This is a genomic window from Streptomyces sp. NPDC048481 (assembly GCF_043200075.1).
Classification (GTDB): Bacteria; Actinomycetota; Actinomycetes; order Streptomycetales; family Streptomycetaceae; genus Streptomyces.
Map to the genome: position 1 here is coordinate 530,989 of NZ_JBICXC010000005.1, position 15,385 is coordinate 546,373.

Annotated in this window: 15 protein-coding genes; 10 read left to right on the top strand and 5 right to left on the bottom strand. The window is 71.7% G+C overall.

The genetic code is table 11. The features are described from left to right. Positions 1-156: 156 nt before the first annotated feature. From ACGFSH_RS19325 to pstB, 7 genes are all read left to right on the top strand, one after another. A complete protein-coding gene (locus ACGFSH_RS19325) occupies positions 157-2,388 on the top strand; it encodes an RNA degradosome polyphosphate kinase (protein ID WP_393349975.1) in 2,232 nt (743 codons plus the stop codon). Further along, complete coding sequence (locus tag ACGFSH_RS19330; protein ID WP_393349977.1) at positions 2,369-3,712, top strand: CHAD domain-containing protein; 1,344 nt, start codon at positions 2,369-2,371, stop codon at positions 3,710-3,712. The genes ACGFSH_RS19325 and ACGFSH_RS19330 overlap by 20 nt, the downstream gene beginning before the upstream one ends. 22 nt (positions 3,713-3,734) lie before the next feature. Then, entirely contained in the window at positions 3,735-4,169 is a 435-nt protein-coding gene (locus ACGFSH_RS19335; RefSeq protein ID WP_393349979.1) for an NUDIX hydrolase, read from the top strand. Between the two features lie 457 nt (positions 4,170-4,626). Next, the gene (gene pstS / locus ACGFSH_RS19340) at positions 4,627-5,760 is read left to right on the top strand and encodes a phosphate ABC transporter substrate-binding protein PstS (RefSeq protein WP_393349981.1); all 1,134 of its coding nucleotides are present in this window, start codon (positions 4,627-4,629) and stop codon (positions 5,758-5,760) included. 138 nt (positions 5,761-5,898) lie between these two features. Beyond that, positions 5,899-6,957, top strand: coding sequence for a phosphate ABC transporter permease subunit PstC (pstC, locus tag ACGFSH_RS19345; protein WP_393349983.1), 1,059 nt, complete (start codon positions 5,899-5,901; stop codon positions 6,955-6,957). Further along, positions 6,954-8,009, top strand: coding sequence for a phosphate ABC transporter permease PstA (gene pstA / locus ACGFSH_RS19350; RefSeq protein ID WP_393349985.1), 1,056 nt, complete (start codon positions 6,954-6,956; stop codon positions 8,007-8,009). The genes pstC and pstA overlap by 4 nt, the downstream gene beginning before the upstream one ends. A gap of 85 nt (positions 8,010-8,094) precedes the next feature. Then, positions 8,095-8,871, top strand: coding sequence for a phosphate ABC transporter ATP-binding protein PstB (pstB, locus tag ACGFSH_RS19355; RefSeq protein ID WP_393349987.1), 777 nt, complete (start codon positions 8,095-8,097; stop codon positions 8,869-8,871). Between the two features lie 145 nt (positions 8,872-9,016). Here pstB and ACGFSH_RS19360 read toward each other — a convergent pair whose 3' ends face one another. Then, entirely contained in the window at positions 9,017-10,015 is a 999-nt protein-coding gene (locus ACGFSH_RS19360) for an anion permease (protein WP_393349989.1), read from the bottom strand. A 7-nt stretch (positions 10,016-10,022) separates the two neighbouring features. Next, the gene (locus tag ACGFSH_RS19365) at positions 10,023-10,643 is read right to left on the bottom strand and encodes a DUF47 family protein (protein ID WP_329411376.1); all 621 of its coding nucleotides are present in this window, start codon (positions 10,641-10,643) and stop codon (positions 10,023-10,025) included. 215 nt (positions 10,644-10,858) lie between these two features. On the opposite strand from ACGFSH_RS19365, the gene ACGFSH_RS19370 reads away from it, so the two are divergent. Then, positions 10,859-11,245 carry a metal-sensitive transcriptional regulator gene (locus tag ACGFSH_RS19370; RefSeq protein ID WP_393350076.1) on the top strand — a complete coding sequence of 129 codons (387 nt, stop codon included), beginning with the start codon at positions 10,859-10,861 and terminating at the stop codon, positions 11,243-11,245. Here the strand turns inward: ACGFSH_RS19370 and ACGFSH_RS19375 are convergent. Continuing rightward, on the bottom strand, positions 11,231-11,437 hold the full coding sequence (locus ACGFSH_RS19375) for a hypothetical protein (protein WP_393349991.1): 207 nt from the start codon (positions 11,435-11,437) through the stop codon (positions 11,231-11,233). The two genes, ACGFSH_RS19370 and ACGFSH_RS19375, sit on opposite strands and share 15 nt — an antisense overlap. Positions 11,438-11,667: 230 nt before the next feature. Continuing rightward, positions 11,668-12,576, bottom strand: a complete 909-nt coding sequence (locus ACGFSH_RS19380) for a hypothetical protein (protein WP_393349993.1) — start codon at positions 12,574-12,576, stop codon at positions 11,668-11,670. Positions 12,577-12,718: 142 nt separating this feature from the next. Here ACGFSH_RS19380 and ACGFSH_RS19385 point away from each other — a divergent pair, with 142 nt between their 5' ends. Together ACGFSH_RS19385 and ACGFSH_RS19390 are read left to right on the top strand one after the other, a co-directional pair. Further along, on the top strand, positions 12,719-12,889 hold the full coding sequence (locus tag ACGFSH_RS19385; RefSeq protein WP_393349995.1) for a hypothetical protein: 171 nt from the start codon (positions 12,719-12,721) through the stop codon (positions 12,887-12,889). A 97-nt stretch (positions 12,890-12,986) separates the two neighbouring features. Continuing rightward, entirely contained in the window at positions 12,987-14,558 is a 1,572-nt protein-coding gene (locus tag ACGFSH_RS19390; protein WP_393349997.1) for an FAD-binding oxidoreductase, read from the top strand. A 58-nt stretch (positions 14,559-14,616) separates the two neighbouring features. Here the strand turns inward: ACGFSH_RS19390 and ACGFSH_RS19395 are convergent, their stop codons facing one another. Beyond that, positions 14,617-15,327 carry a phosphatase PAP2 family protein gene (locus ACGFSH_RS19395; RefSeq protein ID WP_393349999.1) on the bottom strand — a complete coding sequence of 237 codons (711 nt, stop codon included), beginning with the start codon at positions 15,325-15,327 and terminating at the stop codon, positions 14,617-14,619. Between the last annotated feature and the right edge of the window lie 58 nt (positions 15,328-15,385).

The window sequence follows — 15,385 nt, forward strand, 5'->3', positions numbered from 1 at the left end:
CGGTTAAGACGGCCTTGCGAGGCTCGCCGGATGAAGCCCGCCGTGCCCGAGCCTTCGCCGCCTCCCGGGGGAATCGAGCCCTCCGGAGGTTCCCCCGCGATCCCGCGCGCACGTTCCGACGCGCCTGTCTCGCCGTTCGCGCGGAAGAATGGGTACATGAGCCAGTCAGACACCCAGGCCGAGGTCCAGCACGCGCAGCCCTCCGTGGGCTCCATAGCCGCGCACCGCCCGCACACCGTGGCTGCCGTCGTCTCCGATCTGGAGCCCGACATCGATGCCGACCTCGACACCTACGAGGAGGCGCCCTACGACGGACCCCAGCTCCCGCAGGGCCGTTTCCTCGACCGGGAACGCAGCTGGCTCGCGTTCAACGAGCGCGTCCTGGAACTCGCCGAGGACCCCGACACGCCTCTCCTGGAGCGGGCGAACTTCCTCGCGATCTTCGCCAGCAACCTGGACGAGTTCTTCATGGTCCGGGTGGCCGGACTGAAGCGCCGCATAGCCACCGGCGTCGCCACCCGCTCCGCGTCCGGCCTCCAGCCCCGCGAGGTGCTGGAGATGATCTGGGCGCGCTCGCGCGAGCTCATGGCCCGGCACGCCGCGACCTACCACGAGGACATCGCCCCCGCACTCGCGGAGGAGGGCATCCACCTGGTCCGCTGGAGCGAGCTCACGGAGAAGGAGCAGGCACGCCTGTTCACCCTCTTCCGGCACCAGATCTTCCCGGTCCTGACCCCCCTCGCCGTCGACCCCGCGCACCCCTTCCCGTACATCTCGGGTCTGTCGCTGAACCTCGCGGTCGTCGTGCGCAACCCGGTCAGCGGCCACCGGCACTTCGCGCGGGTCAAGGTGCCGCCGCTGCTGTCCCGCTTCCTGGAGAGCTCCCCCGGCCGCTACGTCCCCATCGAGGACGTCATCGGCGCCCACCTGGAGGAGCTCTTCCCGGGCATGGAGGTGCTGGAGCACCACGCCTTCCGCCTCACCCGCAACGAGGACCTGGAGGTCGAGGAGGACGACGCCGAGAACCTGCTCCAGGCTCTGGAGAAGGAGCTGATGCGGCGCCGCTTCGGGCCGCCGGTGCGCCTGGAGGTCGAGGAGTCCATCGACCGCGAGGTGCTCGACCTGCTGGTGCGCGAGCTGAAGATCTCCGAGGCGGAGGTCTACCCGCTGCCCGGCCCGCTCGACCTCACCGGCCTCTTCCGCATCCACGGCCTCGACCGGCCCGAGCTGAAGTACAAGAAGTTCATCGCCGGCACCCACCGCGACCTGGCCGAGGTCGAGTCGGCGTCCCCGCCGGACATCTTCGCGGCCCTGCGCAGCCGCGATGTCCTGCTGCACCACCCGTACGACTCGTTCTCGACGTCCGTGCAGGCGTTCCTGGAGCAGGCGGCGCTGGACCCGGACGTCCTCGCCATCAAGCAGACCCTGTACCGCACCTCGGGCGACTCGCCGATAGTGGACGCGCTCATCGAGGCCGCCGAGACCGGCAAGCAGGTCCTCGTCCTGGTCGAGATCAAGGCCCGGTTCGACGAGCACGCCAACATCAAGTGGGCGCGCAAGCTGGAGGAGGCCGGCTGCCACGTCGTCTACGGCCTCGTCGGTCTGAAGACGCACTGCAAGCTGTCGCTGGTGGTCCGCCAGGAGGGCGACACGCTGCGGCGCTACTGCCACGTCGGCACCGGCAACTACCACCCGAAGACGGCCCGGCTCTACGAGGACCTCGGTCTGCTCACCGCCGACCCGCAGGTCGGCGCGGACCTGTCCGACCTCTTCAACCGGCTCTCCGGCTACTCCCGCCGCGAGACCTACCGCCGTCTCCTGGTCGCCCCCAAGTCGCTGCGCGACGGCCTGATCTCGCGCATCGACAAGGAGATCCAGCACCACCGCGCGGGACGGCCGGCGCACGTGCGCATCAAGGTGAACTCGATCGTCGACGAGGCCCTCATCGACTCCCTCTACCGGGCGTCGCAGGCGGGCGTGCCGGTCGACGTGTGGGTGCGCGGGATCTGCGCGGTGCGCCCCGGCGTTCCCGGCCTGTCGGAGAACATCCGCGTCCGCTCCATCCTCGGCCGTTTCCTGGAGCACTCGCGGGTCTTCGGCTTCGGCAACGGCGGGGAGCCCGAGGTGTGGATCGGCAGCGCCGACATGATGCACCGCAACCTCGACCGCCGTATCGAGGCCCTGGTCAGGGTCACCGACCCGGGCCACCGGGCGTCGCTGAACCGGTTGCTGGAGACCGGCATGTCCGACGGCACCGCCTCGTGGCACCTCGGCCCGGACGGCGAATGGACCCGGCACGCGACCGACGCGGACGGCGCCCCCCTGCGCAACGTCCAGGAGATGCTCATAGACGCCCGGAGGCGCCGGCGTGGCACAGCGACACCCTGACCTGACCGGCCCCGCGGCCGGGCCCGCGACGACGGGGGACGTCCTCGCGGGCCACCTCCGGGCCCAGGCGACGGAGTTCCTCCGCGCGCTGCGCCTGCACCGGGAGGCGGGAAGCGCCGCGTCGCACGGCGCGTCCCACGCGCGCGCGGGGGACCTCGGCGCCGGCCGGTCGCACCCGCGCGCGGGGGACGCCGGCCCGGCGGGCGGGCCGCCCCCGGACCGGGTGGACGCCGTGCGCGCCCTGCGCCGTTCGGCCCGCCGCATCAGCGGCGCCCTGCACACCTTCCGCCCTCTCCTCGACCCCGAGTGGGCGGAGGAGATCCGGCCTGAACTGGTCTGGCTGTCGGGCACGCTGGCACTGGAGCAGGCGTACGGGGCCCGCCTGGAGCGGCTGCTGCTGGCGTTGAACCGGCTCTCGGGCACGGCCCCCAGCCCTCCCGCCCCGCCCCCGGCCGTGCCGCCCCGGACCACGCCCGCCCACCTGCCGGTACCCCTGCCGGCGCCGGTGTCCGCACCGGCCCCGGCCTCCGTACCCGTCCAGGCACCGGAGCAGACACGGGCACAGGGACCGGCACGGGCGCAGACGCAGGTTCGGGGGCATGCGCCGGAACCGGCGAGTGACGCGCCCGGTGGGGCGGCGGCCGCCGGTGGCCGTGCCGGGGCCCGTCCGGCCGCCCAGGACCGCGGCAACGGCAACCTCACCGTGGGCGCGGCGAAGGCGGGCGCCCTCCTGGACCGTCAGCTCACCCTCGCCCGCACCCGGGCCCACTCCGCCGCGCTCCAGGCCCTCGGTTCCTCCCGCTTCCACGCCGTCGCCGACAAGGTCGCCGTCCTCGCCAGCGAGGTCCCCCTCGCGCCGGCCGCCCTCACCACCGACCTGCGTCCCCTGGTGCTGGCGGCGGAGAAACGTCTCGCCGACGCGGTCACCGCGCTGCCGCTCATCACCGCGGGCAGCCCGTACAACGCGCAGGCCCTGGTCCACGGCCTCTCCCCGGACCCGTCGCCGCACCCGCAGGACGCGCCCTGGCACCAGGTCCGCCTGCTCCTGCGGCTGCACCGGTACGCCTGCGAGGCCGTCCACGGGGCCGGCGCTCCTGTGGAGGTCCGGCTGCTCGCCGCGGGCGAGGCCCTCGACCGGCACCGCGACGCGTCGGAGGCGGCGTCGGCCGCGGCCCAGGCGGCCCGCACCCCGCGGATCGCCCCCGCGACCGCGTACGCGCTCGGGGTGCTCCACGCCGACCAGCGCCACGAGGTGGAGGCGGCGCGGTACGCCTTCCAGCGGATGTGGCAGAAGCAGCTCGCCGGCGCCGCCGGCGCACCCTGACCGGACGGGCGGTGAGAACGAGGTGAGCACCGCGGGAAACCCCGACGAGGACGCCGTCGTCCACGCGGCCGGGTGTGTGCTGTGGCGACGGTCCCCGGTGGACGCCACGCTCGAGGTGTGTCTCGTGCACCGTCCCAAGTACGACGACTGGTCGCACCCCAAGGGCAAGCTGAAGCGCGGTGAGGACGCCCTCGCGGGCGCCTTGCGCGAGGTCGAGGAGGAGACGGGCCACCGGGCCGTCCCCGGCGTGCCCCTGCCGACCGCCGAGTACGAGGCGAACGGCCGGCCCAAGCAGGTCCGCTACTGGGCCGCCGAAGCCGTCGCGGGGACGTTCACCCCGAACGACGAGGTGGACCGCGTCCTCTGGCTGTCCCCGCCCGCCGCCCGCGACCGGCTCACCCAGCCGAGGGACCGGTACCTCCTGGACGCCCTGCTGCACGTCCTGCACCCGGCCTGACGGACGCCGGGACCGCCGAGGCCGCGCGCTCCCCCTCCCCCCGGTCCACCGGGGACGCGGTCTTCCCCGTGTCCTCGGCGTGGCGTTTTCCGTGCCCCTGGGCCTGCCGGCCCGCCTGCCGCGCGCCCTGCTCATCCGGACCGACGGGCCCTAACCGCACCGTCCCCAGGGATTCACCCGCCGTTCATTCGTGCCCGTGAGCGCCTTCACCTGATCTGCCTAATTTCGGCCTTACGTGGTGCGGCTCGCGAACGAGCGGCACGCAACGGCGGCAATCGCACCGTCCGTGCCGGACGGCGCCGATCCGCACCACGCAGCACCGGACCGCACGAACCGCAGCACATCGCACCACACCGCACGAACCGCAGCACATCGCACCACACCGCACCACTCGCACTTCGCACACTCCGCACGCCGCCGGATTCAGGACGGCGGCTCCTGGAAGGACCTTCCCCAAGTGAAGCTTCAGCGCATGAACCGGCGGGCTCTCTCCCTCGGTGCTCTCGCCGTCTCCGGCGCCCTGGCCCTCACGGCGTGCGGCTCCGACGACACCGGCTCCCAGTCGAAGAGCGGCGGCAACTCCTCCGCCGCCGCGGCCGCCGGGTCCGTCAAGTGCGACGACGCCAAGGGCCAGCTCCTCGCGGACGGCTCCTCCGCGCAGAAGAACGCGATCGACGCCTGGGTCAAGAACTTCACCCAGGCCTGCCCCGGCGTCCAGGTCAACTACAAGGGCTCCGGCTCCGGCGCCGGCGTCACCGCGTTCACGCAGGGCCAGATCGCCTTCGCCGGCTCGGACTCCGCGCTCAAGCCCGACGCCGTCGCCGCCTCCAAGTCGGTGTGCAAGGGCGGCCAGGGCATCGACCTGCCCATGGTGGCCGGCCCGATCGCCGTCGCCTACAACGTCTCCGGCGTGGACAACCTCGTCCTCGACGCCGCGACGATCGCCAAGATCTTCGACGGCAAGATCACCAACTGGAACGACGCCGCGATCGCCAAGCTCAACCCGGGCGCGAAGCTTCCCGACCTGAAGATCCAGCCGTACCACCGCTCCGACGAGTCGGGCACGACGGACAACTTCACCAAGTACCTGATCGCCGCCGCCCCGAACGACTGGAAGTACTCCGGCGGCAAGGCCTGGCAGGCCAAGGGCGGCCAGGCCGCGGCCGGCTCCTCCGGCGTCGCCCAGGGCGTGAAGCAGACCAACGGCGCGATCGGCTACATGGAGCTGTCCTACGCCAAGGACGGTCTGGGCACGGTCGCCGTCGCCACGGGCGCCGCCGCGCCGGTCAAGCCCTCCTCCGACGGCGCCACCAAGGCCGTCGCCGCCGCGAAGATCGTCGGTACGGGCAGCGACCTGTCGCTGAAGCTGGACTACAACACCAAGGCCGACGGCGCCTACCCGCTCACCCTGGTCACGTACGAGATCGCCTGCGACAAGGGCAACAAGGCCGACACCCTGCCCGCGACCAAGGCGTTCCTGCGCTACATCGCCGGCGCCGAGGGCCAGGGCATCCTCTCGGGCATCGACTACGCGCCGATCCCCGACGCCATCATCTCCAAGGTCCGCACCACCATCGAGGGCCTGAGCTGATCCGAAGGGTGCGGTCCGGCCGGGGGGGACCCGGCGCGGACCGCACCCGTCCGGTGCACCGCCGCCAGGGGCCACGCGCGATCCGGCCCCAACCGAGCCGCCCACACCCGCCGGCGGCTCCGCAGACCGGAGATCCCCATGGACATGACGACGCAGCAGACGGACACGTCCGACACCCCGCCTCCCCGGACCCCGCCGACCACGACCCCGTCTCCCACGACCCCACCGCCCCCGCCGCCCCTGTCGCCCGAGCAGAAACGCGCGGCCCGCGGCGCCACCCGCCCCGGTGACCGCGTCTTCCTCGGTCTCTCCCGCGGCTCGGGCATCCTCCTGCTGGTGATCATGGCCGCGATCGCGGTCTTCCTCACCTACCGGGCCTGCCTGGCCATCAGCGAGGACGAGGCGAACTTCCTCACCGCCTTCGAGTGGAACACCAGCCTCGTCCCGCCGAGGTTCGGCATCGCGGTGCTGGCCTTCGGCACGGTGGTCTCGTCGGTCGTCGCGATGGTCATCGCGGTCCCCGTCGCCGTAGCGATCGCCCTCTTCATCACCCACTACGCGCCGCGCCGCATGAGCGGCCCCGTCGCGTACGTGATCGACCTGCTCGCCGCCGTCCCGTCCATCGTGTACGGCCTGTGGGGCGCCCTCGTCCTCGTGCCCCACATGGACGGCCTGTTCGGCTGGCTGGACGACTACCTGGGCTGGACCGGCGTCTTCTCCTGGGACCGGGGCGCCCCGCGCTCGATGCTCACGGTGGGCGTCCTGCTGGCCGTGATGATCCTGCCGGTCATCACCAACGTCAGCCGCGAGGTCTTCCGCCAGGTCCCGCAGACGCACGAGGAGGCGGCGCTTGCGCTGGGCGCCACGCGCTGGGAGGTCATCCGCATGTCGGTGCTGCCCTTCGGCCGCTCCGGCGTGATCTCCGCCTCGATGCTCGGCCTCGGCCGCGCCCTCGGCGAGACGATGGCCGTGGCCACCGTCCTCTCCCCCGACTTCGACATCCACGCCAGCCTGCTGAACCCCGGCGGCGGCACCTTCGCCCAGAACATCGCCAGCAAGTTCAACGAGGCGACGGAGTTCGGCCGGGACGCGCTCATCGCCTCCGGCCTGGTCCTGTTCGTCATCACGCTGCTGGTCAACGGCGCGGCACGCCTGATCATCGCGCGCCGCAAGGAGTACTCGGGGGCCAACGCATGAGCCACGCAAGCGCAGTAGCCGACAAGAGCCCCGGCACGCTCCGCGGCGCCGTCCTGCCGTCCTGGTCCGCGTGGGCCACGGCGGCCGGCTCGCTCGCCCTCGCGGCCGTCATCGGCCTCGTCGGGGGCCTCGACAGCAGGATCCAGTGGGGCCTGATCGCCGGCGTCCTGTTCGTCGTCTCCACCTACGTCGTCACCGCGAAGGTGGAGGGCCGCCGCCAGGCCAAGGACAGGATCGCGACGACCCTGATCTGGGTGGCGTTCCTGCTGGCGGTGGTCCCGCTGGTCTCCCTCCTGTGGACGACGGTCCGGCGCGGCGTGAAGGTCCTGGACGTCTACTTCCTCACCCATTCCATGGGCGTGGTCGCGGACAGCGAGCCGGGCGGCGGCATCTACCACGCCATCCTCGGCAGCCTGGAGCAGGTCGGGCTCGCCACCGCGATCGGCGCCCCGATCGGCATCCTGACGGCGATCTACCTGGTGGAGTACGGCCGGGGCGGTCTGGCGAAGGCGGTCACGTTCTTCGTCGACGTCATGACCGGCATCCCCTCCATCGTGGCGGGCCTGTTCATCCTCAGCCTGATGCTGATGCTGGACATGCAGCCCTTCGGCTTCGCGGGCTCGCTGGCGCTGGCGATCCTGATGATGCCGGTGGTCGTGCGCTCGACGGAGGAGATGCTGAAGCTCGTCCCGAACGAGCTGCGCGAGGCGTCGCTCGCCCTGGGCGTCCCCAAGTGGCGCACCATCCTCAAGGTGGTGGTCCCGACGTCGGTCGGCGGCATCATCACCGGCGTGATGCTGGCGATCGCCCGCATCGCCGGCGAGACGGCCCCGGTCCTGCTCCTGGTCTTCGGCAACCCCTTCATCAACGCGAACCCCTTCGAGGGCGCGCAGGCGTCGCTGCCGCTGTACATCTACCAGCAGTACGCGCAGAGCGCGGGCTCCACGGCGGCGTACGACCGCGCCTGGGCGGCGTCGCTCACGCTGATCGCCTTCGTGATGATCCTCAACCTGGTGGCTCGAGGCATCGCCCGCTGGAAGGCCCCCCGTTGACGACACCGTGCGGCCTGCGCCGCGCGGCCTGGTCGCTGAAGCGGCCACAGCGACTGATCGATACGACCGGGAAGTGAAGCAAGACATGGCCAAGCGAATCGACGTGAGCGGGCTCACCGCCTACTACGGATCCCACAAGGCGATCGAGGACATCTCGATGACGGTCGAGCCGCGTTCGGTGACGGCGTTCATCGGCCCCTCCGGCTGCGGCAAGTCGACGTTCCTGCGCACGCTGAACCGGATGCACGAGGTGACCTCCGGCGGCCGCGTCGAGGGCAAGGTGCTCCTGGACGACGAGGACCTGTACGGCGCGGGCGTGGACCCGGTGTCCGTGCGCCGTGAGGTCGGCATGGTCTTCCAGCGGCCGAACCCGTTCCCCACGATGTCGATCTTCGACAACGTGGCGGCGGGCCTCCGTCTGAACGGCAACCACAAGAAGTCCGCCCTCGCGGACATCGTCGAGAAGTCCCTCAAGGGCGCGAACCTCTGGAACGAGGTCAAGGACCGCCTGAACAAGCCCGGTGCGGGCCTGTCCGGCGGGCAGCAGCAGCGTCTGTGCATCGCCCGCGCGATCGCCGTGGAACCCAAGGTCCTGCTGATGGACGAGCCCTGCTCGGCCCTCGACCCGATCTCCACCCTCGCCATCGAGGACCTGATCGGCGAGCTGAAGGAACGCTTCACGATCGTCATCGTGACGCACAACATGCAGCAGGCGGCCCGCGTCTCGGACCGCACGGCGTTCTTCAACCTGGCGGCGGTCGGCCGGCCCGGCCGCCTGATCGAGCTGGACGACACGGAACGCATCTTCTCCAACCCGTCCGTCCAGGCGACCGAGGACTACATCTCAGGCCGCTTCGGCTGACCCGAACCCCTCGCGGTGCTGCATGGCGGTGCCACCGCGAGGCCCGAGAGCCCGCCCCCTGTCACGCAGGGGGCGGGCTCATGCCGTCCCGGCCGGGACGGGGGTGCGAAGGGGCGCAAGGGCGGGTGGGCGGGCCCGGCCCGGTCTACAGGAACGCCAGGTCCACGATCCAGAACGCGCACGCCGCCACCAGTGCGGCCGCCGGCATGGTGATGAACCAGCCGAGCACGATGTTCTTGGCCACTCCCCACCGCACGGCGTTGATCCGCTTGGTCGCCCCGACACCCATGATCGCCGAGGTGATCACATGCGTCGTCGAGATGGGCGCCTTGAACAGGAACGCCGTCGTGAACATGATCGACGCCCCGGTCGTCTCCGCGGCGAACCCCTGCGGCGGGTCGAGCTCGATGATCTTCCGCCCGAGCGTGCGCATGATGCGCCAGCCGCCCGCGTACGTCCCCAGCGACAGCATCACGGCACAGGCGATCTTCACCCAGACCGGGATCGGGTCGTCCGCCCCCTGCACGTCGCCGATGACCAGCGCCATCACCACGATGCCCATGGTCTTCTGGGCGTCCTGGAGACCGTGGCCCAGCGCCATGCCCGCCGCGGAGACGGTCTGCGCGATACGGAAGCCCCGCTTCGCCTTGTGCGGGTTGGACCGCCGGAACAGCCACAGGATGGCCGTCATCACGAGGTAACCGACGACGAGTCCGACGACCGGCGAGAGGAACATCGGGATGACGACCTTGTCCATCACCCCGGACCAGATCACGTCCGTGCCGCCCGCGAGCGCGGCCCCCACCATCCCGCCGAACAGCGCGTGCGACGACGACGAGGGCAGCCCGAAGTACCAGGTGACGAGGTTCCAGACGATCGCCCCGATGAGCGCCGAGAACAGGATCCCCATTCCCTTGGACCCGTCGGGCGTCTCGATCAGGCCCTTGCTGACGGTGTGCGCGACGCCGCTCCCGAGGAACGCGCCTGCGAGGTTCATCACGGCGGCCATGGCCAGCGCCGCCCGCGGCGTCAGCGCCCGGGTGGACACGGACGTGGCGATGGCGTTCGCCGAGTCGTGGAAGCCGTTGGTGTAGGTGAATCCGAGCGCGACGCCGATGGTCACGACCAGAGCAAAGGTGTCCATGAAAGGTTCAGGACTCCTTGACCGCGATGGTCTCCACCGTGTTGGCCACGTGCTCGAAGGCGTCGGCGGCCTCCTCCAGCACATCCACGATCTGCTTCAGCTTGAGCACCTCGATGGCCTCGTACTTGCCGTTGAAGAGATGCGCCAGCAGCTTGCGGTGGATCTGGTCGGCCTGGTTCTCCAGCCGGTTGACCTCGATCCAGTACTCGGTGAGGTTCTGCATCGTGCGCAGGTTCGGCATGGCCTCGGCGGTCAGCTCCGCCGCCCGCGCCAGCACCTCGATCTGCTGCTCGACGCCCTTGGGCAGCTCCTCCACGTTGTAGAGGACGACCAGGTCGACGGCCTCCTCCATGAAGTCCATGATGTCGTCGAGGGAGGACGCGAGGTTGTAGATGTCCTCGCGGTCGAAGGGCGTGATGAACGAGGAGTTCAACTGGTGGAAGATCGCGTGCGTGGCGTCGTCACCTGCGTGTTCCGCGGCCCGCATACGCTCGGCGATCTCGGCCCGGGCGGAGGTGTCCGCCCCGAGGAGTTCCATCAGGAGTTTCGAGCCCGTGACGATGTTGTTCGCCGACGCGGCGAACATGTCGTAGAAGCTCGTCTCCCGGGGGGTCAGACGAAAGCGCACGTGGGGTCCTCAAGATGCATCGGTTTCGGTCAGGCTGATGCTAGGCGCATCATCCGGCCACGGCTAATGGGCCGTCCACCAGTGTCGCCCATCGCGCGGGGAGACCGGCAGGGGGGCGACCGGCGGAGCGCGACCGGCGGCCGTCCGCCCGCGAAAGTTCGGTAGGATATACCCAGTAGGGGTATATGTCTGGAGCTGGAGCGCTGGAGGACACGATGACGACCACCGAGGCCGGCGCGAAAGCCCCCTCCGCCCCCGAGCCGGGCCCCGCCCCCGAATCCGGCGCCGTGGCCGAAACCGACCGGCCCGCCGTCGCGGCGGTCCACGGCTACCACGACCAGAAGGCCGAGCACCTCAAGCGCCTGCGCCGGATCGAGGGCCAGATCCGCGGCCTTCAGCGCATGGTGGACGAGGACACCTACTGCATCGACATACTCACCCAGGTCTCGGCGTCCACCAAGGCCCTTCAGTCGTTCGCACTGCAACTCCTGGAGGAGCACCTGCGCCACTGCGTCGCCGACGCGGCGCTCAGGGGCGGTGACGAGATCGACGCGAAGGTGGAGGAGGCGACGAAGGCGATCGCCCGCCTACTGCGCACCTGACCCGCCGGACCCGCCCGGACCGCCGCCCGCCTCGGGCTCCTCGCCCACGCGCAGCACGAGGTCGATGCTCTCCATGCTGAGCCGTTCCCCGCCCGCCGCCGAGGCCGCGATGATCAGCTCCCCGCACAGCTCGATCTCGGCGAGGGCCACGTGGTCCTGAACTGCCGTACCGCCGCCCGGAGCCACGCGCATCACCTCGTCCCTGCCGTCACCGGCTTCCTAGAGTAGGGAGCGCTATACACCGTGCGCATGGCACGGACGGGCTAGTCCTTGTGCCTCCGTGGCCGAAATCCTCTTCTCGAAGAGCCCCGGAACACCTCAGAACCATGTGAATCCGCACGAAACACGGCAAAAACGCCGGAGAGGCGGAGAGCCGCAGAGCCGGTGGGACGACGCCGCCGACGACGCCCGCCGACGCGCGTTCAGTCCTCGGCGATCCGGCCGGCGTAGATGTCGCCCGGAGCCGGCAGCCGCACGTCGACGGGCGCGCCGAAGTCGTACAGCAGCGTCGTGGAGGCGACCGCGACGGCCTCGCCCCGCCGCCCGCCCGGCCCGCCGTGCCCGTCCTGCCCGGCCCCGCCTTCCTCGCCGCCCCGGGCTTCCTCGGTCCCCCGGCCGTTGACGAAACTGAACCGGTGCCGCACCTTGCGGATGCGCCCCTCGTCGTCCAGATACGCGTCGAACGGCACCCGGGCCGTGGCGAACCCCTCGGCCGCCGCCCGCAGCGAGTCCCGGCCGCCCGCCGACGCGTCCCGCGCGGCGACCGCCAGGTCGGCGGTGCCCCGGTAGTGCCGTACCGCCGTCCCGGCCACCTCGGTCCGCCCCACGTACGTCGCCGACCGCGTCCCGCGCAGCACCTCGGCGGCGGCGAACGGATCGGTGGCCCCGCCGGTCACCAGGTTCCCGTCGGACAGCGTGGCCGTCTCCACCCGCACCCATTTGTCGGCGGGCACGCCCGCGCCCCGGTTCTTCATGAACAACGCCCCGGGCGCGAGGAGTTCGGTGATCGGCCGGTGCTCGCTGGTCCCGGCGGGGTCCTGCGGCAGCATCACCTTCAGCTCCCCGAGCTGCCGGCGGTAGTCGTACACCCCCTGCCCCCGGATGGTCACCCGCGTCCCGCCGGTGGCCATCTCCATCGACGTACGGGCCTTCGACGTGCCCGCCTCGACGAGCGCGTCCGCGGCCCGGTGCAGGATCTCGACGGGGTCGCCGCCCCGGTCGTCCCCGGCGGCGCGCCCGGTCCCGGAACACCCGGCGGCGCACACGCAAACCCCGGCCACGATCCCCGAGAGGACCGCGGCGCCCCTCTGCCTGCGCTGGCGCTCCGTCATGGCCTGTCTACCCCCAGCCGGTAAGTCCGTCACGGGCCTGCTGCCGTACCGGCTAACGACGGGCGTGTGCCCCCCGTCACGCAGGCCGGGGGGCCGGCGACCGCCATACGGGTCCTTTGCCGGGGGTGGGTACGGTGGTCCCATGACGCAGCAGGACGGCCCGGCCCCCTCCCGCCCCGCCGGGGAACACCGCACCACGACCGTCGAGCAGGGCCGGTTCTGCCTGGCCCGGTGCACCTGCGGCTGGCGCGGCCCGGCCCGCAGGGCGAGGAGCCTGGCGAGATCGGACGCGGAGTCCCACCCGCGGGACTGACGTCACCGTTGCGTCACCGCTCGCACCGTCCGGAACCCCTGGTTCCTTGGCCTCGTCCCCCTCGGTGAAGCCGACGGGCGAGGGAAGGCTCAAGGACATGGAACGGCGAAGGTTCATCGTGGGCGGCTCGGCCGCCGTCGCGGCGGCGGCGACCGCGTGCAAGGCGACCGGCGGCAGCGCGAGCGCCTCCACCCCGGTCACGGGGCGCACGGGCTCCGCAGGGGACGCGGGAGCGGCGCTGACGACGACCGGGGTCGCCGCCCCCGCCACCTGGACGGCGCTGGCCCGCGACCTGGACGGCACCCTGGTCCGTCCCGGCGAGGCCTCCTGGACCGCCGCCCGCCAGCTCTACAACACCCGATTCGACGGCCTCAAACCGGCGGCCGTCGCCTATGTCGCGCACGCCGACGACGTCCGCACCGCCATGGCGTTCGCCCGCGCGCACCGCACCAAGGTCGCGATCCGCAACGGCGGCCACTCCTACGGCGGTTGGTCCTCGGGCGACGGCCGGCTGATCATCGACGTCTCCAAGCTGAACAGGGTCCGGGCGAGCGGCGGCACGGCCGTGGTCGGCGCGGGCGCCAAGCTGATCGACGTCTACCGGGCGCTCGCCGCCAAGGGCGTCACGATCCCGGCGGGCTCCTGCCCGACGGTCGGCGTCTCCGGCCTGGTGCTGGGCGGCGGCCACGGAGTCGTCTCCCGCGCCTACGGCCTGACCTGCGACAGTCTCACCCGGGCGACGATCGTCACCGCCGACGGCAAGCAGCTCACCGCCGACGCGACGACGAACAAGGACCTCTTCTGGGCCCTGCGCGGAGCCGGCAACGGCAACTTCGGCGTCGTCACGGAACTGCAGTTCCGCACGCACGCGGCGCCCCAGGCCGTGACGGGCTACCTCACCTGGCCCTGGTCGAGGGCGGCCGCGGTGGTGAAGGCCTGGCAGGAGTGGGGGCCGTCCCAGCCCGACGAGATCTGGTCCTCCCTGCACGTGGCGAACTCGCCGGGCGGCACCCCGACCATCTCCGTCGCCGCCTTCTGCATCGGCACCTACGGCCAGCTCCAGAACGCGGTCGACCGGCTCGCGGACCGGGTGGGCGCGCCCGCGTCGAGCGTCTCCCTGCGCCGCCGCACGTACGAACAGGCGATGGAGGCCTACGCCGGCTGCTCGTCGTTCTCCTCCGACGCCCAGTGCCATCTGCCGGGCTCCACGCCGGGCCGCTCCGCGCAGGGGAAGCTGGTGCGCGAGACGTACGCGGCCCGCTCCGACTTCTTCGACGTGTCGCTGTCCGCGGCGGGCATCCAGGCCCTGCTGAAGCAGATCAGGTCGGTGCAGGGCGGCTCGGGCAGCATCGCCCTGACCGCGCTGGGCGGCGCGATCAACCGGGTCTCCCCCACGGCCACGGCGTTCGTCCACCGCCGCTCGCGCATGCTGGCGCAGTACATCGTGTCCTGGCGGGCGGGCACGACCGGGGCGGCGGCGCAGTCCTGGCTGAACACGGCGCACAAGGCGATGGCCCCGTACGCGTCGGGCGCCGCCTACCAGAACTACGCGGACCCGACGCTGGCGAACTGGCGCAAGGCCTACTACGGCGATGCGCTCCCCCGCCTGACGCAGCTGAAGAAGCAGTACGACCCCGACGGCTTCTTCACCTACCCCCAGGCCCTCTGAGCGCAGGACCCGTACGGGGTCCTAGGCGGCCTAGGACCCGTAGGACCCGTACGGAGTCCTAGGCGGCGAGGTCGCGTTCCTCGGCGGCGAGTCCGGGGCGCGCGCCGGTCGGCAGACCGTCCCGCTCCCCGGTCCGGGCGGCGCGGCCGCGCACCAGCCACCCGGCGCGCGGCGACCGGTCGATGGCCTTCAGCACGGGGGTGAGCAGCATGGAGGCGACGGGCGACAGCAGCAGCGTCACCGCGGTCCCGAGCGCGAACCCGCCCACGACGTCGGTCGGGTAGTGCACGCCCATGTACACCCGGCAGAACCCCTCCAGCAGGGCGATCCCTATTCCGACGAGCCCGAACCTGCGGTTGGCGACGAACAGGCCGACGGCCATGGCCATGGTGAGGGTGGCGTGGTCGCTGACGAAGGAGTAGTCGGTCTTGCCGGAGACCAGCACTTCGAGCCCCTGATGGTCCCGGAAGGGCCGCGGCCGCTCCACGAACCCCCTTATCGGCACGTTCACCAGCACGGCCACTGCGGCGGCGAGCGGCGCCCACACCAGGGCGGCCACGGAGGACGCGGCCTCCTCGGCCCCGCCGGGCCGGCGCCGCACGCCCCACCAGCACCACACGATCAGCAGCGCCATGGCGAGCAGCAGCCCGTACTCGCCCACGAACTCGACCACCCGGTCGAGCCAGTGCGGCGCGTCCTTGGCCAGTCCGTTGATGTCGTAGAGGAGGTCGACGTCGGGGTTCGACCCGGATTCGGCGAGTCCAGCCATGGTGCTGCGGCCCCTTCGTCGTGTTCTGCTCGGCACGCCTCACGTGCGCCCGCTCCAA